Consider the following 21892-nt stretch of genomic DNA (forward strand, 5'->3'; position numbering starts at 1 on the left):
CGCATGACTTGCACATGCAATGCGCCACACTTGATGCTTAAGTTGGCGCGCCCGACACGATTCGAACGTGCGACCCCTGCCTTCGGAGGGCAGTACTCTATCCATCTGAGCTACGGGCGCGCTGATAAAACGACTAACGAAGTCGGCAGTCTACCATCCTAGCGCTGCCGCCAACCACCCTTCAATCAATGTCCCGCCGCCAGATTTGAGTTGAAAAGCGCTTCGCCGTTATAATTTCCCGATCAGCAGGACCCACACCAACGTTTTCCAGGAATCCGCCATGTCCCAGAATCACTCCGACATCGTAAATGCAGAAAAAGCCAATCCAGTCAAGCTTGCCATCGCCGTCACGATTGGCGCGGTAGGATTGGTGGTGGGAATTATCATGTTGGCGTATTTCGCCGTAGGCACACATCAGATTGGCGAAGCCAATGCCAAGGCAAATTCTGCCGAGGCGGTTGCGCGGCGCATCGCGCCCGCGACAGTGCTTGTGGTCGACCCCTCGAAGGTGGCTGCATCCGCGCCGACAGGGGCGGTTGTGCCTAAATCCGGTAATGGACCGTCCTAGCAACAACGAGCCGGCTATGACTCGCTGAATTCCGTGACGAAAATTGTTGAGGCGGTTGTAACGCCAACGGCATCTTGAGCCTGTGCTCAGGGGTTGGTCCGATTCCGGCGCATAAACCAATCCTACTCCTTCCGATGCAGTTTTCGAGGCAGCCATTGATTGACGCGGGATGCAAGGTAAATTGTCGAGGCTTGACGCATTCCGGAATGAGGCTGTGCGCCGCACCATTTTTTTCACATAGTAGCCGAAAGCACTCTATGGCGACCTTCGCTATCGGCGACTTGCAAGGTTGTTTTCGCACGCTGGAGACGCTGCTTACCAAAATTGCGTTCAGCTCTTCGCGCGATCAGCTTTGGTTCGTCGGCGATCTTGTTAATCGTGGCCAAGGTTCCCTGGAATGCCTGCGTTTAATCAAAGGCCTGGGGACTCGGGCCGTCGCGGTGCTGGGCAATCACGATCTGCATTTGCTGGCGGTCGCGGAAGGCTTTGGCAGATCCGGCAGGAATGACACGTTGACGCCAATTCTCAATGCCCCGGACCGCGATGAACTCATACAATGGTTGCGCCAAAGGCCATTGATACATACCAAAGATGAGTTCGTAATGGTTCATGCCGGTTTACTGCCGCAATGGGATCTGGAGTTTGCGATGAAGCTTGCGCATGAAGTGGAAGCCGTACTGCGCGGAAAAAACTATCGTGCATTGTTGGCCATTTTGTATGGCAACGAGCCCGATCTGTGGCGCGATGATCTCACGGGAGCGGATCGCTACCGAATCATTATCAATGCCATGACGCGGATGAGGGCAGTTACAAACGATGCGCGAATCGATCTCGAATTCATGGGCGAGCTTGTCAATTTACCGGAAGGCCTGTCGCCGTGGTTTGAGCGCAAGCATTCTTCACTCGCGGAAAAAACTGTCATCGCTGGTCATTGGTCCGCGTTGGGATTGCACGTAACTTCACACTTTGTTGGCATCGATACGGGTTGCATTTGGGGACGCAAGTTAACTGCCATGCGACTCGAAGACCGAAAGATATTTCAGGTTCCCTGTGCCGAATCCTCGACCCCAAAAGGTTGGGATTGAGACACAATTGGTTCGCGACCTATCTTGTTCAAGCACCGGCCGCCGCCGCATTCAGCCGACCTGAATGGCTCACTTGGCGCGCGGTCGTGGAGGACATCACTTTTTGGAACAATGCCGTACATCGCGCTGGAACTGGGTCAACCTGACGCCGCCGCACCTTCATCCAGCGAACTCGTGAATCGATGATGCATATTTGGCGCCGCAACGCCAAGCATCGCCGCGATTGCACCTTCTGCCTGTAGCGCCAGTTCGCGCCGCGTAAGTGCTGACGCTTCAATTTGCGGCGCGAAGGTTATCTCTGCAATCATTGACTTCTGGCCGATGATCAAGCCGACCGATTCGGCGAAGCTCAAATCGCCGATAAACGCGACCGCTTCATTGCGCTCACCGTCGCTGGATAGATAACAGATCGCAGCGGGCGCAAGTGTGGCTGAATTCACCACCGCCGGCTCAAACAGCGATGTGTGAAATTTCAGCAGCCTATCCCCCTTCGTGGTTGTGCCCTCGGGAAACAATCCGATGCTGGCACCGTCGGCGAGCGCCGCGTGCATGAGGTCGTTAATTTTGGCAGTATCACTCCGACGTGTGCGTCGAATGAAAATCGTCCCTGCTCTTTCGCTCAGCCACCCGGCAATTGGCCAATCGCGTATTTCGGATTTCGCAACAAAGCGGGCGGGGTGTGCCGCGCTGATGACAAAAATATCCACCCAGGAGACGTGGTTCGCCGCAATGATCAGGTTACGCGCTTGCGCAGCCGGTCGAGCGCCTCGCACAGACAATACGATATTGAGGATGCGTAACAACTTCTTCGCCCACCATCCAGTCAGATGCGCGTGCCATGTCGGCGAAGCGTGCGGAAAGAAGATGCCGACCATTGTCAGGCCAACCGCGACATGAGTAAGTAGTCGCACCCAACGAAACGCGCGCACAGAGCGGTGTGTTTCGAACCGCTTCGACGCCATTACAGTTTGTTTGTCAGACATGACGTGATGGTACTTGATGAAGGACGCTGTTGGCCATTGGAAGAGCTCGCAAAAAGGAAAGGGACGCAGATAGCGTCCCTTTTCTGACAAGTTCGGGAAAACTCAACGCAACACTAGAACCGCGTCACGCGTGTGGTTCCCTGCCCGGTCAGAATGCGAATTCGGTCACCAACGCGAAATTCCTCATCTTTTTCCTGCGTGACAGCAATGAGTTTTCCGTTCTCCAGTCTTACCGTCACCTCCACCCCTCTACGGTCATTGGCGTTTTTCTCCATGGAGTTCCCAATGATGCCGCCAACCAATGCTCCGGCGATCGCTCCTGCCGCATTGGCCCTGTGGCCTCCACCGACGGTTGAACCCGCAAGGCCTCCAATGGCGGCTCCGGCGAGCGTCCCCGTGCCGGTATCACGAGCATCAATTGCCACATCACGGACGTTTTCGACCACGCCAAGACGCACCGTCTGTTCGCCACGCACCTGCGCGCGCGCGTAGTTGCCACCACCCAAACCTGGAGCGGCACATCCAACCAGCATTGTCGCAACCGCAGCGACTCCGATTACCAGCTCTCGCTTGAAATTCATGACTTTCTCCTCGTTCCAAGGTTACCAAAGATTTTCTGCATATGCGGACTGGTATCGCGCTTCTATTTCACCGCGTGTCGGATGGTGACCCTGCGGTCCACGGTATTCGATTTTCAAACTTCCCATCGTATTCGCGAGACCGCCCACCTTTTCCCATGGCCAATCGCGCTCAATACCGTACAACAAACCCGCCCGGAAGGCATCGCCGCAACCAGTCGGATCCATGCGTCGATTTTCTTTAACGCTTGGAACCAATATCTGTTGACCATTTGCATAAATGGCTGATCCATCCGCGCCCTTGGTAACAATGAACGCTTTTACGCGCTCAGCCATTTTTTCAATGGAGTCGCCGGTACGCTCCTCCAAAACACGCGCCTCATAGTCATTGACGGCAACGTAATCGGCAAGTTCCACGAAATGCCGCAATTCGTCACCGTTGAACACACCCATCGCTTGACCTGGATCAAAAATGAACGGGATCTTGAGGTCATGAAACTGTACTGCGTGCTGCAGCATGCCGTCGCGAGAGTCGGGAGCAAGAATACCGAGTTTTACGCCAGTTGCATCGCCGACTTTGTTCAAGTATGACGATGCCATTGCCCCAGGGTGGAACGCCGTAATCTGATTGTCCTTCAAATCAGTTGTGATGAATGCCTGCGGCACGAATGCACCTGAGATCTCGCGCACGTGAGTGCGCGCAATACCTAATTTGTCCAAGCGCTCCTTGTACGGTCCGAAGTCATCACCCACGGTGGCCATGATCAAGGGGTCTCCACCAAGCAGTTTCAGGTTGTATGCGATGTTGCCCGCGGTACCGCCGAACTCACGGCGCATATCCGGCACCACAAAGGCCACGTTCAAGATGTGAATCTGGTCAGGCAGGATATGGGTCTTGAACTCACCGTGAAAAACCATGATGGTGTCGTACGCAATTGAGCCGCAAATCAGAACGGGCATGGTAAATTTTTTCCAAGTAAAATGTCATTATATCGCCTGCACTTTCCTGACCCTACCGCTTGTCGGAAAGACAATTTCCGCCTTGACACCGAATTGTCAATTCTTGTAAATTGGCTTTACACGGGCGTCACTTCATGCGTTCGGTGCGTTCCGCAATAGCAGCAAGCAGAAAAATGCGAATTCTGAAACAAGGCAAACTCATCGAAAGGTGAGGACGCAAAGTCTCCGGTCTGAAGGATTGTCAAAATCCTGAGATAGCGGGATTACCAGAGAGTCGAACATGGAAGTTTTCGTTTTCGGGTCAGTGGGTCATGTACCCGCCTGCAAGTATCCCGGGATTCCAGCCCGGCGCATTGCATGGAACACCTTATTCCTCGGTGTCTCCGCGATTTTCCTGCTCCCCATCTCTGTTGGCTCCTGCATCCATCTCCCCCGTGGCGACTGGAAACATTTGTCATTCTTGTTCGTCACGAGACACGTCAGGCGCACCCAACAGAAACACCCGAATTGGCGCCATTTTGGCGCATGGAGAAGGACATGGTCACACAATCCATCGACAATGTAATTTCGATTGCGGACGCTCGCGGGACCGCCAATTTTGGTGCGCGTCGCCGAACGGTAAAGCCCGAATCTGTTGGTGTCCTCAATGACTGCCGCGACATGGCATTGAAGCGGATCATCGAGTTGCTCGCTAGCACCTTTGACAAGATCGAAGACGAACTCTTTACGATGGCCGAAAAGGCAGGGGACCGCGATGCCCAAAACATGTATCTCGATGCCCGCACACAATCGCGAGAAAAACGTAACGCAATTGAAGTCGCCTTCAAGAAACAGTTCCTCAGTTTTTTTGAAAGAAAAGTTACTGGCGAGGACGATCCCGGAAGAGCGCCGAGCGTCGACTACGGCTCGATGGAGCTATCACTGCTTGAAGACAATGATCTGGAACAAAAACTCGCCGTAAGGGACATCGCCAATCGCATGACGGACACATGTGATGACGAATTGCGAACGCTCTCGCAACGCATGGGCTTCCTCTTGTCCGAGCCCGAGCTCAAGGACGACGCCAACCCGATTGCGCCCGACACCATCATCAAGGCACTAAAAGTGGCGTGTGACCAGATGACCAGCGGCTACCAAACCAAACTCACGGTCATGCGAATGGTCGAGCAACACATGGCGAAAGACATGCTTTCGCTCTATCACGATATCAACAGTCACCTTGTTGCTCGCAAGATTCTTCCGCAGATTCGTCCGATGTATCGAAAGGCGCCGAACAGCGCGCCTCAAAGGGCAGCATCCGGCGCGCCGGCCACACCGCCTTCGCCATTGTCTGGTGGCGACGCCGGTGTCGCTTCGGGCAATTTTTCCAATCCGGCGACGGATATTCTTGCGACGCTTCAACAACTGCTCGCTGGCGGAGCCATGTTTGAGGCAGCAACGGGCACGGCCAACAGGTCGCCGCAGGCCAATGGCGTTACGACGGGCAGCTTTGCGCCCGCCCCCGTGGTTGGCAACGCAGATCCCGTTTCAAACGCGGCGGTTTCAGAGGTGATGCGCCGCATTGCCGATGGCAAGACCTCGCTTGGCAATGCCGGTCTGGTATCGGTATTGACGCAAATGCAGCAACAGGTCATGTCGGCTGCCGCCGGCTTGAACGCCTCGGCGGCACTCAGAAATTTCATCCCGGGGGAGACGCCCGCCGCGACATTGAACATGCTTCGCGATATCAAGACGCCAAGCATGGTGGAAAACAGTTCGCCAATCGACGTGATGACTATCGACATTGTCGCGATGTTGTTCGACTATGTTTTTGACGACAAGGCAATCCCCGAAGCCGTCAAGGGCCTGATCGCGCGCTTGCAGATTCCGGCGCTGAAAGTTGCACTCCTGGATCGCACATTTTTCTCGAAAAAATCGCATCCTGTACGCCGTTTGCTGGATTCGTTGGCCGAAGCTTCCGTCTGCTTCGCCGGCGTGGCCAACCGGGACGACCCACTTTACCGGATGATCGAATCCGTAGTCGATCGCGTTCATACGGAATTCGATACCGATTTCCAGATATTCGCGGATGTACTGATCGACTTTGAGAAATTCATGGCCGAGCGTGAGGCCGCGAATGCGCAATTTGTCGAACAGTCCGCGCGCGCCGTTCACGAACGCGAAATGCGCGAAATGGCAAGACTGGTCGCGCAAGACGAAACAGAACGGCGCCTGGCCAATGTCGACTTGCCGGCGCCAGTTGCCGCAATACTCAACGGCCCCTGGACACGGGTTCTTGAGCGCATCTACCTTCGCGAGGACGGACGCCACGCGGGTTTTGCGCAAGCGCTGGAAACGGTCGATAACTTGATCTGGAGTGTGTTGCCAAAGGCCAATGCAGAAGAGCGCAAACGCTTGGTCGGAATGCTCCCGAGTCTGTTGAAAAATCTCCAGCAGGGCATGGAGATCGCCGCCGTTGAATCCGAGGATCGGGGACGCTTTTTTTCCACACTGGTCGATTGTCATGCGGCAGCAGTCAAGGCGGGATTGCGCGGAGAAAGCGTTTCTGTCTTGCTGGCCGCTGCGCGGCCCAATGCCGATACCGAACCGCTGTTTGCAAAACTGATTGCCGAGGAAAAAGCACTTGAGGCGGAATGGAAGCAGGCAGCGCGATCGGGCGTGGCGCGCATTCAATTCACCGATCACGGCGTCGAAATTGAAGAGCTCGCCGCGCGCAAGGTCTCTTCAGGTTACGTGCAGGCGATGCCTGAAAGCGGAAAACCCCGGGCGGTTGTCACGCCGACCGCATCCCCTTCCACGCAAAGTACCGATAGCGCGGTGGATTTCGATATCACCGACATGCCGGCGGTGGAATTGACGCGCGGCACGTGGGTGGAATTCCTGCGCGATGGAGGCAAGAGCATCCGCGCCAAGCTATCGTGGATCAGTCCGCTGAAAGGAGTCTATCTTTTCACAAATCCGGGAGCCACGGAGGCCTTGTCGGTGACGCCGGAAACGCTGCAAACTCAATTGCGTCGCGGTGATGCGAAAGTGCTTAACGAATCGTCCTTGATCGATCGAGCGGTCGACAGGATGGTGAATTCCCTGTCTCTCGCTGCACACGCCTGATTCAACGTGCTCGTTGAGCGTTTCCTGGGATCGCAACAGCGCGGGTTCACGTGCGTGGCATCGATGTGCGGGCTAATTGTAAAAGGCACGGACACCATAGCCGGATGCCTGGGCCTTGTTCGTCAGCTCGATACTGAGATTTACATACACCTCAACATTGGGCGCAAGACTTTCATCTTTGGCCGGCGCACGCCCCAGATATTCTTGCGGCTGCAGTATGCGACTCAGGATGATCTGATTGGCGCTGTCCGTCAGCTTCAACTCCAGGGCCGGGAGATCTTGCCGTGTCGCGCTACGATTGACCAGCGTTGCGGTCAGCAATATGTGGCCGGCCTTGCCGGGGGTTTCGATTAAATCCGATGCCTCAATCCGGATTGCACTATCGTCGCGTCCCCAAGGCAGATTGCAGCCCACCCATTCGCATACGCTTACAAATGAAGGCCGCAACTGCGGATAGGACTGGGTGATTGTTGATCGAAACGCAAACGCGACCTGAACGGCCAACCCCACCAACAAGAACATTCCCCCCCATGCCCACCGTTGCCCGTGTGCTGCGCTCTGGGTTGGTCGATATCCAGGAGCGGGCGCAAGGAGTGGATTATCTCCCGACTTCCCAAGCACCTCTTGCGCCGCGGAGGCCTCGGGTGCTTCGTGCGCTTCTTGCTCCTCTGGCAGCTCTGCATCGTTCGAGACAATGGAGGGCAAAGGTGGAGGCGTGTTTTCCAGGAAATCGTCCGGCTCCGGCAAGACTTCAGGCAGAAGTTTCAGTCCAAGCGCGGAATCGTCTTCGAGGGACGATGAGGACAATAAGGGGGAAGATGGCGACTGGGAAGAGGGCGGCAATGGAGGTGGCGAATCGTCAACCCTGAGGCCGTACGCAAAGTGAGTATGCGAAAAATCCTGTGACAAAGGCAATGGCTCTTCGCGCAGGAAAAGGCTATTCGTCAACGTTGGCGAAGCTTCTTCGACCACGGGTGTTGCCGCATCAAGCGCCGATTCAAATTCAGCATCGTCGCTTTCGATTACCCGCGTCAATGACTGGAACGCATTGAAGACATGCCTGCAACGGCCGCACATCACGCGGCCCTGGCGCACATTGAGTTGTTCGGGTTGTACTTTGAACTGAGCGGAGCAGTTTGGGCAGGTGGTCAGAAGCATGCTGCAAAGTATAACTTAGCGGCTTTGCCTTACCGGGCCGGCCCGCTATGGCGTGCACCCGCAATACAGGACCAACCTTCTTCACTCTTCCAGACAGAAAGCGCAAACCATGGGTGATAAATTTCGATGATGTCTTCCGCCTGATGGTCGAGAATTCCCGCTAGCACCAGCGAGCCTCCCGCTCGAGAATGCGACGCAAGCAATGGCGCCAGCATTTTGAGCGGATTGGCGAGAATATTGGCGACGGTAATATCAGCGACGGCGTCGAGGGTGCGTTCGGTGGTGGAAAGGTCGACGGTTACCGCGTTCTGCCTGGCGTTTTCACGCGCAGCCTCGATTGCCTGCGGGTCGATATCCACACCGATTGCATGCGCGGCCCCCAATTTCATGGCCGCAATGGCCAGGATTCCTGATCCGCAACCATAGTCAAGTACGGACGAATGGTCGGCACGCACCAGATTCGCTTCCAGCCATTGAAGGCACATACGGGTTGTCGGGTGGCTGCCGGTGCCAAATGCGGCGCCAGGGTCGAGGGTGATGTTGACCGCCTCCGGTTGCGGGGCGCTGTGCCACGTCGGCACAATCCAGATGCGATCGGAGATCCTGATTGGCTGGAATTGCTCGCGGTTCTTCTGTACCCAGTCGATGTCATCGACAATCGCCAGGGCGAGCGCGGGTAGTCCGATATCCAGTGCTTTGCACGCGTCGGCAATCACCGCACGTGCATCAATGCCCGCGTCAAACATCGCCGTCAAATGGCAGCGATCCCACCATGCACTTTCAGCTCCCGGCTCGCCGAAGATCGGCTTTTCTTCATTGGTACCCTCAAGCGCATCTTCGACGGTCACCGACAGCGCGGCCCGTTCCATTAACGCATCGCCTAGCCGCTCGGCATTAGCGGAAGTTAGTTCAAAGGTGGCGGTCAGGAAGGACATGTGGGTACGGTCAGAAAATTCTTGCCAAACAAGTTGACAAACTCTATATTGGGCGCGGCTTATAGACCATTTTCGGCTGGAAGTGCGCACCAATGCTGGTGTTTGTGTTTTTCCGCGATGAATCAATCGCCGTCGCCGGCGATTTTCTTCAGCGTGGCCATCCGCTCTTCGAGGAAGTGTATGGATGTGCCACCGCGAATGAATGCGGAGTCATTCATCAATTCCTGGTGCAACGCCAGGTTAGTTTGAATGCCTTCGACCACCATTTCTGACAATGCCGTGCGCATACGCGCGAACGCCTGTTCGCGGGTGTCACCATGGGCAATCACTTTGGCGATCAGCGAATCGTAATGCGGTGGCACGTAATAGTCCGCATATACATGAGAGTCAACACGAATGCCCGGTCCGCCGGGGACATGGAAACGCGTAATGCGCCCCGGAGAAGGCACGAATGTGAAGGGATTTTCCGCGTTGATGCGGCACTCGATCGCATGGCCGCGAAGTGCGATGTCCTTCTGGCGATAACGCAACTTCTGCCCTGCCGCAATGCGTACTTGTTCCTGCACAATATCGATACCTGTGATCATTTCCGATACCGGGTGCTCGACTTGTATGCGGGTATTCATTTCGATGAAAAAGAACTCGTCTTTTTCAAACAGAAATTCGAACGTGCCTGCGCCACGATACCCGAGCTTCACGCACGCTTCCGCGCAACGCTCGCCGATACGATCACGCAACCGCGCTTTCAACAGCGGAGCGGGTGCTTCTTCTATGATCTTTTGATGCCGCCGCTGCATCGAGCAATCGCGTTCCCAGAGGAATAGCGCATTGCGGTGTTCGTCGGCAAGCACCTGGATTTCGATGTGCCGCGGATTCTCAAGGTACTTTTCCAGATAGACCACGGGATTGCCAAAGGCTGATTGCGCTTCGGTTTTGGTCATTTGTACCGCGTTGACCAGCGCAGCCTCGGTATGCACCACGCGCATGCCGCGCCCGCCGCCGCCGCCCGCCGCCTTGATGATGACCGGATAGCCCACGGCATTTGCGATCTTCCGGACCTCCTTCGGATCATCGGGCAACGCGCCCTCGGATCCGGGAACACACGGAATGCCGGCTTTCTTCATTGCTGTTTTGGCGGCGACTTTGTCGCCCATGGTGCGAATATTTTCCGGGCGTGGTCCAATAAAGACAAAACCGGAATTCTCCACGCGCTCGGCAAAGTCAGCGTTCTCGGACAAAAAACCGTAGCCCGGGTGAATCGCCTGCGCGTCAGTTACTTCGGCGGCGCTGATGATGGCAGGAATGTTGAGATAGCTGTCTTTGGAGGGTGCCGGACCGATGCAAACCGATTCGTCGGCCAGCATGACGTATTTGGCGTCTGCATCGGCCTCGGAATGCACGGCCACTGTTTTGATGCCCAGTTCGCGGCAGGCGCGCTGGATGCGCAATGCAATCTCACCACGATTGGCAATGAGAATTTTCTCGAACATCGCCCCTTGGCGGGGGCCGGAACCGAATACCGCCATAGTCAATACCTGTGGTTATTCGATGATATAGAGCGGCTGGCCGTATTCCACCGGTTGCCCATTCTCAACCAGGATTGCTTTAACGACGCCCGACGCATCTGACTCGATTTCATTGAGCAGTTTCATGGCTTCAATGATGCAAAGTGTCTGGCCCTTGGAGACCGTTTGTCCCACTTCGACAAATGACGGCGAGCCGGGTGACGGTGAGCGATAGAAGGTACCGACCATTGGCGACTTCAGTGTGTGTCCGGTGGGTTCCGGTGGGCCTGCCGCGGCGAGCGGAGCCGGCGCGGAACCACCAACGTCCGGAGGCAACACAATGTTCGAACCCGCAATCGGCTGGGGCGCATATGTGCCGGGCGTGCCCGTGCGGCTGATACGCACCTTTTCTTCGCCTTCGGTGATCTCCAGCTCGGCAATGCCGGACTGTTGCACCAGATCAATCAGCGTTTTGATTTTCCGCAGGTCCATGACGAATTCGCCTTCCAACTGTTATTGGCCGAAATAATTGGTGGTGTATTGACTGCCCGCCGCCAGAATTCCGGACTCTCTGTTATGTATGTAGCCGGGTAACCCGCGTGAGTCGAGGAATCGCTGCCGAGTCAGGCTCGGCAGCGCGCAAGAATAGGAAGACCCCAATTACCACATTGGCTGCGCCCGAAGTCTGGAGGCAGCATTGGTTGATACTGATATTTGTGTTGATTCCGTACCAAGCCGGTTCTCACTTCCCAACCGTTTCAGATTGGAGCCAAACCAAAGCATAGTCTTTGACATGCGAGAGAGTTTGCCTCAACAAGAGGGAAAAAGTCCAGCCTTAATGAGGGATTGAAATTCGATGATCAAGGCATTTTCACAACAGATGTTGCATTTTTAACGAAGATTTGATTCGACGATGTGACGCCTCGCACAATTCACGTCTGACTAACAGACTTGCAATCCAAGCTCGCCCGCAAAAATTTTGTCGTAATACTTTTAGCTGAAAATGACGATAGATAACCTATTTTATGGCATTTTTGACAATAATTTTGTTCATTTCCACCTCTGGAACAATGCCCAATCGGCTATATATCACCTCCCCGCCCGGCTTAACGACGACGGTAAATGGCAATAGGCCCAAGCGGTTCCCGAGGCGTTTGGAGAACTCAATTGCGCGAGCCTGATCCGGGAAAAGCGGATACGCTACTGGCGATTTTTGCAAGAACTTGGTGACATTTTCGGGAGAATCGACCGCGATCCCAACAATTTGTAGGCCCTGGGCGCGGAGTTTTTCCTGCGTTTTAGACAACATTGGCATTTCTTCCATGCAAGGTGTACACCAAGTCGCCCAAAAATTAATCAGCAGGAGGCGATGTTGCCATTGCCCAAGTTCTTGTTCCTTGCCTTCCGTATCGGTCAACCGGGTGGAATAAATGGCTCCAGCGGTGATGTCAGTTTTTTCCGTGAGCGCAGCGCGCAATGGATCGTTGGCTGCCGGTTGGTCGAGCCAAAGCGCCAGGCCAGCGAGGGCCAACAACAGGATCGCCCCCGATGCAAGGATCAACTTTGGCACGGATCACCGGCGCTGATTTCAAGGCACAGCCAGCAGAGCAGCCGCATTACTTTCCACCGGTCAGTTGATTCGACAAGGCACTGCCGGGTGTTCCCCCATGCGAAAAGCCCGTCGACAATTCTCCTTGCGCAGTGACCCATGTCGCCGAACCAGGAGCAAGCGCGAGTGTCTGGCGCAATGGGGGATAACAAATGCCGGCGTCCGCACAACCCTGGGAACTGACCGCGAGTGTGAGCGATTCATGGCCAGATTGTGTTTTGTCCAAGACCGTAGTTGGCAAAGGGAGGAGTAGGCGCACACTATGTCGGTATGTAACCACTTTGCCAAAGCTGGCGTCCTGCTTCCACTTTCCGGTCGGCCATGCTTGTCGGGACAGTGAAACCGGCTGGCCATTGACGGCAAAGCGAAACCGATCGCGGTACATGTAGTAGCCATTGGCGATCGCAAATCTTAGTTCAAGCGTTTTGGCATCGACAAGCCGCGCCCTGACAGCAAACGCCTTTTCCGCTTCGAGTAGATCCGGTTCCCGGTTTGGCGCGACAGCCCTTGCCGGGCGAATGGAGATCGCAGCGACAGCTAATGTCTGACAAAGGATGAACAGGATCATCGCGCGACGAACAAGGCGATTCAAGTCCCGGCGATATAGCGTTCTATTTGGTTTCATTCGTGATCCAGTTCAGATAGGCGGAAAGACCCGTGTCGATCGGGAACGCAATGATTTCCGGAACATCATACGAATGTAGACGCTTGATGTCGGCCTCAAGTTCTGAATAGCGGTTTGCCGTGCTTTTGATCAACAACGTTATTTCGGCTGAGGATTCGATGCGTCCCTGCCAGTGGTAACGGGACTTTCCCATCGGGAGTGCATGCACACAGGCCGCCAATCGTTGTTGTAACAAAGACTCAGAGATCTTTACAGCCAGATTTTCATCCGGTACTGTGGTAATTACGAGGAGAGCCCCAATGTCAAAAGTCATGCGGGTGCGAGTCTTGGAAAGGAAGTCATTATGCGGCTGTTGTTGATCGGCATTTTAATGGGATTCCCGTTACTGGAAGGCGCGGTGCTATATAAGCTCGCGTACGGTCCCTCCGGACATGGAGGCTGGGTATTGGCGTGGCTGGTGTTTGCCTGCATTGCCGGCATTGTGCTGATCAAAGAGGCGCGCTTTTCGCTGATGACGCGCTTGGCGGGCGCTTTCTCTCAGGGCCAATTTTCATTGGCGGCGTTCATCGACAGTTTCCGCACAGTCCTGGCGGGTCTACTGCTGATTTTTCCGGGAATTATCTCGGACGTCATGGCGCTCGCCTTGCTGCTGTTGCCAATTCGCGAACCTGCCCTGCAGCAGGCTTCAATGCGGCCCCAGCGCCCGTCACACGGGCCGCGTTTTCGTCCGGATGGCGTGATTGAAGGCGAGTTTCGTCGCGAACGTTAGCGCAGTTTCATTTCCCGCAGAAAATCATCGACCGTCGGATATTGCAAGCTGAAACGCAATTCACGTTTCAGCCGCTGATTGCCTATACGGCGCGATTCACTCATAAAAGACAATAGTGCCGGTGAAATCCGCGTTGCCGCCTCCGTCCGCGAAATCCGTGGTGGTTGCGGCAGACCGAATGCATCCGCGACCCGATCAAAATAGTCCGCCATGGGCAGTGCCGTATCATCGACCACGTTGTAGACGCGTTCCGGCTTACCCTTATACATCGCCGCAACGGCCGCACGCGCCAAATCCTCCGCATGAATGTGGTTGGTAAATACATCGTCTTCCGCCACCAACGCAGCGGTGCCCTTGCGCAAGCGCTCGACGGGCAACCGATCGCCTGCATAAATTCCTGGTGCTCGCAAGATGAAAACCGGCGCGCCAACTTGGCGTCCCCACGCGCGCAATTGGCGTTCGGCGTCCACCCGTCGACCGGCACGCTCGGTGGCGGGTTTGAGCGGTCGGGTTTCATCTATCCACGCGCCACCGCAATCACCATATACACCGGTCGTACTGATATACACCAACCGCCGGGGTGTGCCCGGTGAGAGCTGTGATAGCATCCTCGCTCGCGTGGATTTGTGCGCCGGCTGCCAGGACAATGCGGCAAGCAGATGCATGGTGTGGGTGTCACGAACGCCATCGCCGGGCGGCGGTGCGAAATGAAACACCACATCGGCTTGACCGGCGAGTTTGCGCAAACTGCCGGGCACGCTCAAATCACCGCGAATCACTCTGATACCCATGGAACGCGCGTAATTGGCCCGCTCGTCACTACGGACAAGCGCACTGACGGCATAACGATTCACCAGGCGCTTCGCTACGCGTTCGCCGATATCGCCAAAGCCGATGATGAGTATTCTGGTTGATGAATGCATGATGTCGCGAAGTATAGAGAATTGAGAACCTAATGAGCACACCTGAATACCAAGTCACCTTGCAGCCGTCGGGCAATACCTTCAAAGTTGCCGTGGATGAGACGGTCCTCGATGCGGCACTGCGCCAGGGCATTGGCCTGCCGTATGGCTGCCGCAACGGTGCCTGCGGATCGTGCAAAGGAAGACTCGTGTCTGGTGACTTTGATTACGGCACTTATCAGGAACGCACTTTGTCAGCGGAAGAGAAGGTCGCGGGCAAGGCACTGTTCTGCGTCGGCAAGCCGCTCTCCGACCTGACGCTGGAAGTAAAAGAAATCGGCGGCACCGGCGATATTCAGATTCGCACGTTGCCGTGCCGGGTCGAAAAGGTTGAGAAAGTCGCGCCGGATGTCGCTGTGCTCTCCCTGAAATTGCCCGCGCAGGAACGATTGCAGTACTTCGCCGGACAATACATCGATATCCTGCTGAAAGATGGCAAGCGTCGCAGCTTCTCGGTCGCCAACGCGCCGCACCATGACCAGTTCATAGAACTCCACATGCGCCAGATTCCTGGTGGCGAGTTCACCAACTTCGTTTTCAACGAAATGCGTCCCCGCGCCATCCTGCGTTTTGAGGGTCCGCTCGGCACGTTTTTCCTGCGCGAGGACTCCGACAAGCCGATCATCCTCGTGGCCGGCGGCACGGGTTTTGCACCAATCAAAGCAGTTATTGAGCATGCGTTGCACGAACATCTCGACCGCGAAATGGTGCTCTACTGGGGTTGCCGCTCCATTCAGGATTTGTATATGCCGCAATTGCCCGCCCAGTGGGCACGGGAACACCCGAACTTCACCTTTATCCCGGTTCTCTCCGACCCCAAACCCGAGGATAATTGGCAGGGACGGATCGGCTTTGTGCATCAGGCCGTAGTGGATGATTTTGAATCACTGGCCGGTTATCAGGTCTATGCCTGTGGCGCACCCGTTATGATTGACGCCGCGCGAGAAGCTTTCGCGAGGCGTGGATTGCCGGATGATGAATTTTTTGCCGACTCGTTTACTTATTCCCCGCAGCCCGAACCCTTAGCCATCAAGTAGCAAACCGTATTCCCAACCAAGGAGAATCCCATGATCAAAGCAGGCGACAAACTACCCGACGGAACATTGAGCGAATTCATCGAAGTCGAAACCGCCGGCTGCGCGGTCGGCCCCAACAGTTTCAAGGTGAGCGATCTCACCAAGGGCAAGAAAATCGCTGTGTTTGGGTTGCCCGGCGCGTTCACACCGACTTGTTCCGCCAAGCATGTACCGGGCTATGTGAACAACTACGACGCGCTGAAGAACAAGGGCGTGGATGAAATCTGGTGCGTGTCGGTTAATGATGCCTTTGTCATGGGTGCATGGGCCAAGGATCAGCACACAGAAGGCAAGGTTCGCATGTTCGGCGACGGTTCCGCCGCCTGGACCAAGGCACTCGGGTTGGAATTCGATCTCACCGCCAAAGGCATGGGCATCCGCATGCAACGCTTCTCAATGCTGGTCGAGGATGGCGTGGTCAAGACATTCAACCTTGAAGGTCCGGGCAAATTTGAAGTCTCGAACGCCGAGACAATGCTCGCACAGGCATAGCCTTAATCGCAATATTCCGAATGTCAACACCCAAAATCTTCATCGACGGCGAACACGGCACAACGGGCCTGTTGATCCGCGATCTATTGCGCGAGCGCAAAGACATCGAACTCGTCAGCATCGCGCCGGACAAGCGCAAGGATCAGGCCGAACGCAAACGCCTGCTCAATGCGGTCGACCTGGCGATTCTGTGCCTGCCGGACGATGCCGCGCGCGAATCGGTGTCGATGATCGACAACCCGACCGTACGCGTGATCGATGCGAGCACCGCGCACCGGGTGTTGCCGGACTGGGCATTCGGCTTTCCGGAAATGACCGCCAAGCAGGAACAACTCATCAAGCAATCACACCGCGTTGCCAATCCTGGCTGCTGGTCGACTTGCTTTATCGCACTGGTGCGCCCGCTGGTCGATGCCGGGCTGCTGCCGGCTGATTTTGCAGGTACAACTTGGGGCATTTCGGGTTACTCGGGCGGCGGCCGGCAGATGGTGGAAGCGTTCGAGAGCGGCACCACCAAAACAACATTTTTCACCTACGGCCTCAAATTAACCCACAAGCATCTGCCGGAAATGCAGCTGTATTCCGGGTTGACGCGCGCGCCGCTTTTTACACCCTCGGTGGGCGCCTTTCGACAGGGCATGCTGGTGCATGTGCCGATCCAGTTGTGGTCGTTGGCCAAACCGGTGTCGGCCCGGCAGTTGCACGAATGTCTCGCCGCGCATTACGCCGGCAAACCGCATGTTGACGTCAAGCCGTTCGGCGGCGAACCACCCGGCGAACTCAATCCCGAAGCGCTCAACGGCACCAATCAGATGGAACTGTTCGTGTTTGAGAATGCCGGGAATGAACAGGCGGTCCTGGTGGCGCGGCTGGACAATCTCGGCAAGGGTGCGGGGCGCGCGGCATTGCAGAATGCGGCGTTGATGCTGGGGTTAGTACAGTAAATCGTAGATCGCCATATGTCGCGCCTTTCCGGGCGCAAATATCCTGAAAACCGCACCAGTACTAGTGTTTACCTGTTTGAGTAAACATCCGGATCGTGTTTTTCCATCCAGCGTTCCGGCGCTTTCAGCAGCGTGAATCCGAATTGCGCATACAGCCCATGCGCATCCGACGTCGCAAGCACCCATCGCCGCAACCCCTGCAATTCCGGGTGACTACCGATGCATTCCATCAGCCGCTTCGACAATCCCTTGCCGCGGTGCGCGGGCAACACAAACACGTCACCGAGATACGCGACCGTTGCCCGATCGCTGGTTACTCGCGCAAAACCTGCCAGTTCATCATCGCGCAGGATGGCAAAACACAATGAACCCCGCATGGAGCGCTCGACCACGTCGCGTGGAATGTTGCGGGCCCAGTAAGATTTTTCACTGAGGAAGCGGTGCACCGCATTCAGGTCCATACGCTCGCGATCGGTGGTGATTTCGTAGCCGTTACGTGTCCACGACAGCGATTCGGACATCATTTCAATCGGCTTATTTTGCCAACTCCGCGCTGCGCCGGATGTGACGCACCGCTTCGTCGCGCTTGCCCATCTGCTCCATCAGGCGCGCCAGCGTCATGTGCGCATCCAGCGTCGGTTGCAGCGCCACGCTGGCTTCCAGATAGCTTTGCGCCTTGCCCCACAGCGACTGGCGCATGCACAGCTTGCCGAGCGTGGCCAGCAACACCGCATCGCGCGCATGCTGCTTCAGCCACTTCTCGGCGCGCTCAATCTGCGCCAGCGTGGATTCGCCTTTGCAATCGGCGTAGATCGCGGCCAGCGAACTTTCCCATCCTTCAGGTCCGCGCCGGTTGATGGTTTCTTCGACCACCTTTTGCGCGCCTCGCCGCTGCCCAGGCCAACCAGCCGCTTGCCCACCGTCACGGCCATGCTGACGTCGTAGCGCGAGACGCTTTCCAGCGACTCCCATGCCGCGATGATCACTTCGCGGTTGGCTGGTTTCGATTTGATCAGATTCAGCTGGGCATTCAGTCGGATTTGCTGGGCAGCCGCCTCGGGCAACAGGCCCGAGCGCGCCAGCGGGTTCGAGGTCGCCAGCACATCGTCCCAGGCCTTCTCGGCCATTTCGGCTTCGACCTTCATCTTCAGTACGCCCGGATTCTTCGGGTCGTTTTCCGCCAGTCCCTTCAGCAACGACAGCGCTTCGTTGGCGCGGCCGTCGGCCAGCAGCATGTAGGCTTTCGAGGCGTCGCGCATGTGCGCCGATTTCCCGCCGCCCTCGCCGCGAATCCGGTCCAGGTAGGGCACCGCGGCGCCGGAATTGCCGCCCTCGTAGGCTGCCCAGGCCGCCAGCGCCGCGGCCAGATCGCGGGTGTCATCGTGCTGCATGCCGGCGCGTGCCTTTTCCTCGGCATCACGAAACCGCCCCGAAAAAAGCAGCTCCAGGCTCGCAAAAACGGCATCGCGCGCTTTTGGCGCGCTCCTGTTCGGCGTGGCACTTTTTCAGTTGGCGTGGCAGCCCGTACGGCGCCACCGCCAGCCGGATCAGCCCAATAGGCCAGCGCAAAACCGGCCAGGCCAGAATCACAAACATCATCACCGACATCTCGACGCGGAACGGCGGCGCCACCATCACCACATAACCGCTGCCGTGACGGCCGGCCAGCGCGACAGCCACGGCAAAAGCCGCCATGCCCAGCAGCCACAACACCCAGCGAATCGGACGGCTGATCATCGGCTACTTTCCACTGCGTTCACGCGCTGCCCGCGCGGCGCGAACGGCATTGAGGCTGGACGTGATATCGGGGGTGGAAATCGACAGCGGGTTGTCGGCCAGCTGCTTCAGCATGGTCAGCGCGTTGACGTTGACGCGTGCCTTGGGGTCGAAGTAACGGGTGAGCATCTCGCGCGCCAGCTTGATGTCTTCCTTGTAATTGACTTCATCGCGCGCAATCAGCGCGGTACGCGCAGACAGCAGCCGCAGCTTCAGGTTCTCGCGCAGGAAGTAGCCCTGCTGCGGCGACAACAACGCCGGATCGCTGCTGTCCAGTTCACGGATGCGGATCAGCTGCTTCATTTCATGCCACAGGTCCTTGCCGAAGCGGAGCGCAATATTGTCATTGGCATCGACACTCTTCTCGTCGCGGGCGCTGGCGACCATTTTGTCCGGTACTGCCAGCGGCAGCGTGGGCGCCAGGCTCATCAGGTTGTCCAGCTTGACGCTGACACCCTGGGTATCGACCATCGGCAGCGCCTTCAGGCGCTCCATGTCCTGGGTGATGGCGCGGCGCAGCTGCACCACCTGCAATTTGTCGGCGCGCCCCAGCCGCTGGTCGGCGGCCTGCAGGGCGATCAGCGCGGCGCGCACGTTGCCGGCCAGGGTCAGCTCGCGGCTGGCGATATTGAGCGTCTGCTCGATTTCCGCCAGCAGCCACTCGTCCGGCGCGCGCGCCAGTTCGCGGTACATCTCTTCCATCGCCACCCGCTGCCCCTGGAATTCGGCCAGCTTGCCTTCCAGCTGCGCCACGCGGTTCTGCGAATCGCGCACATCACGCGCCAGCACCTCCACCTGGGTCGCGGTCTGTTTCTGTGCGGTCGACTGTTCGGCCAGCCTGATGCCGAGACTCTGCGTCAGGGTCTGCTCGGTTTCGCGGCTTGGCAGCAAGCTCCATAATGCCAAGGCCAAGGCCGACCACGGCGACCACCAGCGCGGCCAGATGCAGGCTGCCACGCAGCCCAGCCGTTGCCCGGGAACACGGGGGAGGGATCGGGTTTGAACTCGTCCATGATATCAGGACGCCTCGGCATTGATGCGCGGTTTCAATTTCACCAACGCCAGGAACGAGCCTGTTTCGGCGGACATCGGCGCCTCCGCGACACGGGCGAACCCGCGCGACTTTGCCGCGGCAGCTACCCGCCCATGCGGAACCAGCAGCCAGGAAGACTTGAGCGCCGTCTCGTGGCCCGTAAATGACTTCAGCAGACTATCCAACGTTTCCACACTCAGCGCCATCACGGCGAATCGGGTTTTCATCAACTTGACCAGCGATTCGATTTGCGCACGCGGCGGAATCAAATCGTTTCTTTGATAGCACTCCAGCGGCACCACCGTGGCGCCGCGTTCCGACAGTCTCTTCCAGCAGGTTGCGCCCGCCAGCGAGGCTATGACCCCGCATCAGGATGATAGTTTGCCCCTGCACCTGCTGCAATTGCGGCAGCGCCAGCAGGCCCTCGCTGTCGATATTCTGTTGCGGTGACACAACACGTTCGATTCCGGCATCGCGCAAAGCCGTCGCGGTCGCGTGACCGATTGACATGATCAGGGTGCCTTTGGCCAGCGCGCCGTGTGCACGCAGGCAGGGCAGGCCGTGCTCGACCGCATTGACGCTGACGAAAATGGCTGCGTACGCCTTGGTCAGGACGCCGAGATCGATCATGCATGCCAGTGGCGTTATCTCCAGCACCGGCATCTCGATCGCCGACGCACCGGCACTGCGCAGCGCTTTTGCGGTTGATTCGCCCTGCTGTCGCGGGCGTGTCACCACGATTGTCATGCCCGACAAGGGCAACGCATCAGGCATTGCGCGACAAGCTGGCAAGAATCTTGTCGGCGCCGGCAGCGAGCAAGCCTTGCGGCCAGTGCCAGTGCCGAGTCGCTCGGCGTCCGCCGGATCGCCCGAAATCGCATCGCGAATCATCCGATGGCCGGCAGAAACTGGGCGGGGTCGAGAATGGCGCGGATACGCGAGCTGAAGCCTAGACGTTTCAATCCCGCCGCCGCCAGGATGATCGCATCGTAGTTACCGGCATCGAGTTTGGCGAGTCGCGTATTGACATTGCCGCGCAACGCTTCGATCTTCAGATCCGGACGCAAAGTCCGCAACTGGCTCTCGCGCCGCAAACTCGACGTGCCGACCACGGCGCCCTGCGGCAATTCGTCGATCGCGGCGAAGCGATTCGATACCAGGGCATCGTGCACATCTTCACGTTCGCCCACAATCACCGCCGCAAATCCGGCGGGCAAGGTCATGGGCACATCCTTCATCGAATGCACCGCGAGGTCCGCGCGCCCTTCTTCCATCGCCACTTCGAGTTCCTTGATGAACAGGCCCTTGCCGCCAATCTGCGCAAGCGGCTTGTCGAGGATCTGGTCGCCCTTGGTGGTCATGCCAATGATCTCGACGTTTGCACCGGGGTAGAGCTGCCGCAGTTTCGCTGCGGTCCATTCGCTTTGCACCATCGCAAGACGGCTTTCACGCGAAGCAATCCGAAGGCGGGTTGGGGGGCTGATCTGTGGAGAGCCGGCAGTAGAAGCGGTGGCAGACATGCTTGCGGAACCTAAGTTAAACACTAGCACCGGTGCGGCTTCCAGACCATTTTTGCCTGAAAAACCGCACCAGTGCTGGGGTTTTATTGTTTTTTCGAGGAATAGCGTTAAAAATTTTAACACGGCACCCGACGGGCTGCTTTTTGCCGGTTGGGAGCGGAGTTGATACCCGTCAATTTTTGTGCGCTGCGGTAGAATGGAAATGA

25 protein-coding genes, 1 tRNA gene and 1 riboswitch are annotated in these 21892 nt (G+C 57.0%); of the genes, 7 read left to right on the forward strand and 19 right to left on the reverse strand.

Annotated elements, in window-relative coordinates:
* Nucleotides 1-43 precede the first annotated feature (43 nt).
* A tRNA-Arg gene (locus IPP88_16970) sits at nucleotides 44-120 on the reverse strand.
* A gap of 160 nt (nucleotides 121-280) precedes the next feature.
* Between IPP88_16970 and IPP88_16975 the strand changes: the two genes are divergently transcribed.
* The gene (locus IPP88_16975; protein ID MBL0124338.1) at nucleotides 281-568 is read left to right on the forward strand and encodes a hypothetical protein; all 288 of its coding nucleotides are present in this window, start codon (nucleotides 281-283) and stop codon (nucleotides 566-568) included.
* Nucleotides 569-825: 257 nt separating this feature from the next.
* Nucleotides 826-1653, forward strand: a complete 828-nt coding sequence (locus IPP88_16980; protein MBL0124339.1) for a symmetrical bis(5'-nucleosyl)-tetraphosphatase — start codon at nucleotides 826-828, stop codon at nucleotides 1651-1653.
* Nucleotides 1654-1790: 137 nt separating this feature from the next.
* On the opposite strand, the gene IPP88_16985 is transcribed toward IPP88_16980, so the two are convergent.
* From IPP88_16985 to IPP88_16995, 3 genes are all read right to left on the reverse strand, one after another.
* Entirely contained in the window at nucleotides 1791-2636 is an 846-nt protein-coding gene (locus IPP88_16985; GenBank protein ID MBL0124340.1) for a 1-acyl-sn-glycerol-3-phosphate acyltransferase, read from the reverse strand.
* A gap of 113 nt (nucleotides 2637-2749) precedes the next feature.
* A complete protein-coding gene (locus IPP88_16990; protein MBL0124341.1) occupies nucleotides 2750-3217 on the reverse strand; it encodes a glycine zipper 2TM domain-containing protein in 468 nt (155 codons plus the stop codon).
* 21 nt (nucleotides 3218-3238) lie between these two features.
* Nucleotides 3239-4174 (reverse strand): carbohydrate kinase family protein, encoded by a 936-nt coding sequence (locus IPP88_16995; GenBank protein MBL0124342.1) that lies wholly within the window; start codon nucleotides 4172-4174, stop codon nucleotides 3239-3241.
* Between the two features lie 181 nt (nucleotides 4175-4355).
* Nucleotides 4356-4445: riboswitch (cyclic di-GMP riboswitch) on the forward strand.
* 266 nt (nucleotides 4446-4711) lie between these two features.
* Here IPP88_16995 and IPP88_17000 point away from each other — a divergent pair.
* Nucleotides 4712-7282: a DUF1631 domain-containing protein gene (locus tag IPP88_17000; protein ID MBL0124343.1), complete on the forward strand. Its 2571-nt coding sequence runs from the start codon at nucleotides 4712-4714 to the stop codon at nucleotides 7280-7282.
* A gap of 72 nt (nucleotides 7283-7354) precedes the next feature.
* Here the strand turns inward: IPP88_17000 and IPP88_17005 are convergent, their stop codons facing one another.
* From IPP88_17005 to IPP88_17035, 7 genes are all read right to left on the reverse strand, one after another.
* Nucleotides 7355-8440, reverse strand: a complete 1086-nt coding sequence (locus IPP88_17005) for a DUF3426 domain-containing protein (GenBank protein ID MBL0124344.1) — start codon at nucleotides 8438-8440, stop codon at nucleotides 7355-7357.
* A gap of 29 nt (nucleotides 8441-8469) precedes the next feature.
* Nucleotides 8470-9375: a 50S ribosomal protein L11 methyltransferase gene (gene prmA / locus IPP88_17010; GenBank protein ID MBL0124345.1), complete on the reverse strand. Its 906-nt coding sequence runs from the start codon at nucleotides 9373-9375 to the stop codon at nucleotides 8470-8472.
* 122 nt (nucleotides 9376-9497) lie between these two features.
* Nucleotides 9498-10865: an acetyl-CoA carboxylase biotin carboxylase subunit gene (gene accC / locus IPP88_17015; protein MBL0124346.1), complete on the reverse strand. Its 1368-nt coding sequence runs from the start codon at nucleotides 10863-10865 to the stop codon at nucleotides 9498-9500.
* A 51-nt stretch (nucleotides 10866-10916) separates the two neighbouring features.
* Nucleotides 10917-11372: an acetyl-CoA carboxylase biotin carboxyl carrier protein gene (locus IPP88_17020; protein MBL0124347.1), complete on the reverse strand. Its 456-nt coding sequence runs from the start codon at nucleotides 11370-11372 to the stop codon at nucleotides 10917-10919.
* Between the two features lie 526 nt (nucleotides 11373-11898).
* Nucleotides 11899-12450: a TlpA family protein disulfide reductase gene (locus tag IPP88_17025; GenBank protein MBL0124348.1), complete on the reverse strand. Its 552-nt coding sequence runs from the start codon at nucleotides 12448-12450 to the stop codon at nucleotides 11899-11901.
* Between the two features lie 46 nt (nucleotides 12451-12496).
* Nucleotides 12497-13114: a protein-disulfide reductase DsbD N-terminal domain-containing protein gene (locus tag IPP88_17030; protein MBL0124349.1), complete on the reverse strand. Its 618-nt coding sequence runs from the start codon at nucleotides 13112-13114 to the stop codon at nucleotides 12497-12499.
* The gene (locus IPP88_17035; GenBank protein MBL0124350.1) at nucleotides 13101-13427 is read right to left on the reverse strand and encodes a divalent-cation tolerance protein CutA; all 327 of its coding nucleotides are present in this window, start codon (nucleotides 13425-13427) and stop codon (nucleotides 13101-13103) included. The genes IPP88_17030 and IPP88_17035 overlap by 14 nt, the downstream gene beginning before the upstream one ends.
* Before the next feature lie 30 nt (nucleotides 13428-13457).
* Between IPP88_17035 and IPP88_17040 the strand changes: the two genes are divergently transcribed.
* Complete coding sequence (locus IPP88_17040) at nucleotides 13458-13883, forward strand: FxsA family protein (GenBank protein ID MBL0124351.1); 426 nt, start codon at nucleotides 13458-13460, stop codon at nucleotides 13881-13883.
* Here the strand turns inward: IPP88_17040 and IPP88_17045 are convergent.
* Entirely contained in the window at nucleotides 13880-14806 is a 927-nt protein-coding gene (locus IPP88_17045) for an SDR family oxidoreductase (protein ID MBL0124352.1), read from the reverse strand. The genes IPP88_17040 and IPP88_17045 overlap by 4 nt on opposite strands.
* A gap of 32 nt (nucleotides 14807-14838) precedes the next feature.
* Here IPP88_17045 and IPP88_17050 point away from each other — a divergent pair, with 32 nt between their 5' ends.
* From IPP88_17050 to argC, 3 genes are read left to right on the forward strand one after another with little or no spacing between them, the layout of a single operon-like run.
* Nucleotides 14839-15882 carry a CDP-6-deoxy-delta-3,4-glucoseen reductase gene (locus tag IPP88_17050; protein MBL0124353.1) on the forward strand — a complete coding sequence of 348 codons (1044 nt, stop codon included), beginning with the start codon at nucleotides 14839-14841 and terminating at the stop codon, nucleotides 15880-15882.
* Nucleotides 15883-15912: 30 nt separating this feature from the next.
* Entirely contained in the window at nucleotides 15913-16413 is a 501-nt protein-coding gene (locus IPP88_17055) for a peroxiredoxin (protein MBL0124354.1), read from the forward strand.
* A gap of 20 nt (nucleotides 16414-16433) precedes the next feature.
* Nucleotides 16434-17357, forward strand: coding sequence for an N-acetyl-gamma-glutamyl-phosphate reductase (gene argC, locus IPP88_17060; protein MBL0124355.1), 924 nt, complete (start codon nucleotides 16434-16436; stop codon nucleotides 17355-17357).
* 68 nt (nucleotides 17358-17425) lie between these two features.
* Here argC and IPP88_17065 read toward each other — a convergent pair whose 3' ends face one another.
* The 7 genes from IPP88_17065 to hemC all read right to left on the reverse strand — a co-directional run bounded on the left by IPP88_17065 (nucleotide 17426) and on the right by hemC (nucleotide 21686).
* Nucleotides 17426-17878: a GNAT family N-acetyltransferase gene (locus tag IPP88_17065; GenBank protein ID MBL0124356.1), complete on the reverse strand. Its 453-nt coding sequence runs from the start codon at nucleotides 17876-17878 to the stop codon at nucleotides 17426-17428.
* Between the two features lie 228 nt (nucleotides 17879-18106).
* Nucleotides 18107-18748 carry a hypothetical protein gene (locus IPP88_17070; GenBank protein MBL0124357.1) on the reverse strand — a complete coding sequence of 214 codons (642 nt, stop codon included), beginning with the start codon at nucleotides 18746-18748 and terminating at the stop codon, nucleotides 18107-18109.
* A gap of 25 nt (nucleotides 18749-18773) precedes the next feature.
* On the reverse strand, nucleotides 18774-19070 hold the full coding sequence (locus IPP88_17075; GenBank protein MBL0124358.1) for a hypothetical protein: 297 nt from the start codon (nucleotides 19068-19070) through the stop codon (nucleotides 18774-18776).
* Between the two features lie 27 nt (nucleotides 19071-19097).
* Nucleotides 19098-20090, reverse strand: a complete 993-nt coding sequence (locus IPP88_17080) for a uroporphyrinogen-III C-methyltransferase (protein ID MBL0124359.1) — start codon at nucleotides 20088-20090, stop codon at nucleotides 19098-19100.
* 60 nt (nucleotides 20091-20150) lie between these two features.
* The gene (locus tag IPP88_17085) at nucleotides 20151-20393 is read right to left on the reverse strand and encodes a hypothetical protein (protein MBL0124360.1); all 243 of its coding nucleotides are present in this window, start codon (nucleotides 20391-20393) and stop codon (nucleotides 20151-20153) included.
* The gene (locus IPP88_17090; GenBank protein MBL0124361.1) at nucleotides 20344-21057 is read right to left on the reverse strand and encodes a uroporphyrinogen-III synthase; all 714 of its coding nucleotides are present in this window, start codon (nucleotides 21055-21057) and stop codon (nucleotides 20344-20346) included. Before IPP88_17090 ends, IPP88_17085 begins: the two co-directional genes overlap by 50 nt.
* A complete protein-coding gene (hemC, locus tag IPP88_17095) occupies nucleotides 21054-21686 on the reverse strand; it encodes a hydroxymethylbilane synthase (GenBank protein MBL0124362.1) in 633 nt (210 codons plus the stop codon). The genes IPP88_17090 and hemC overlap by 4 nt, the downstream gene beginning before the upstream one ends.
* Nucleotides 21687-21892 lie beyond the last annotated feature (206 nt).

It is taken from the genome of Betaproteobacteria bacterium (genome assembly GCA_016720925.1).
Taxonomy (GTDB): domain Bacteria; phylum Pseudomonadota; class Gammaproteobacteria; order Burkholderiales; family Usitatibacteraceae; genus UKL13-2.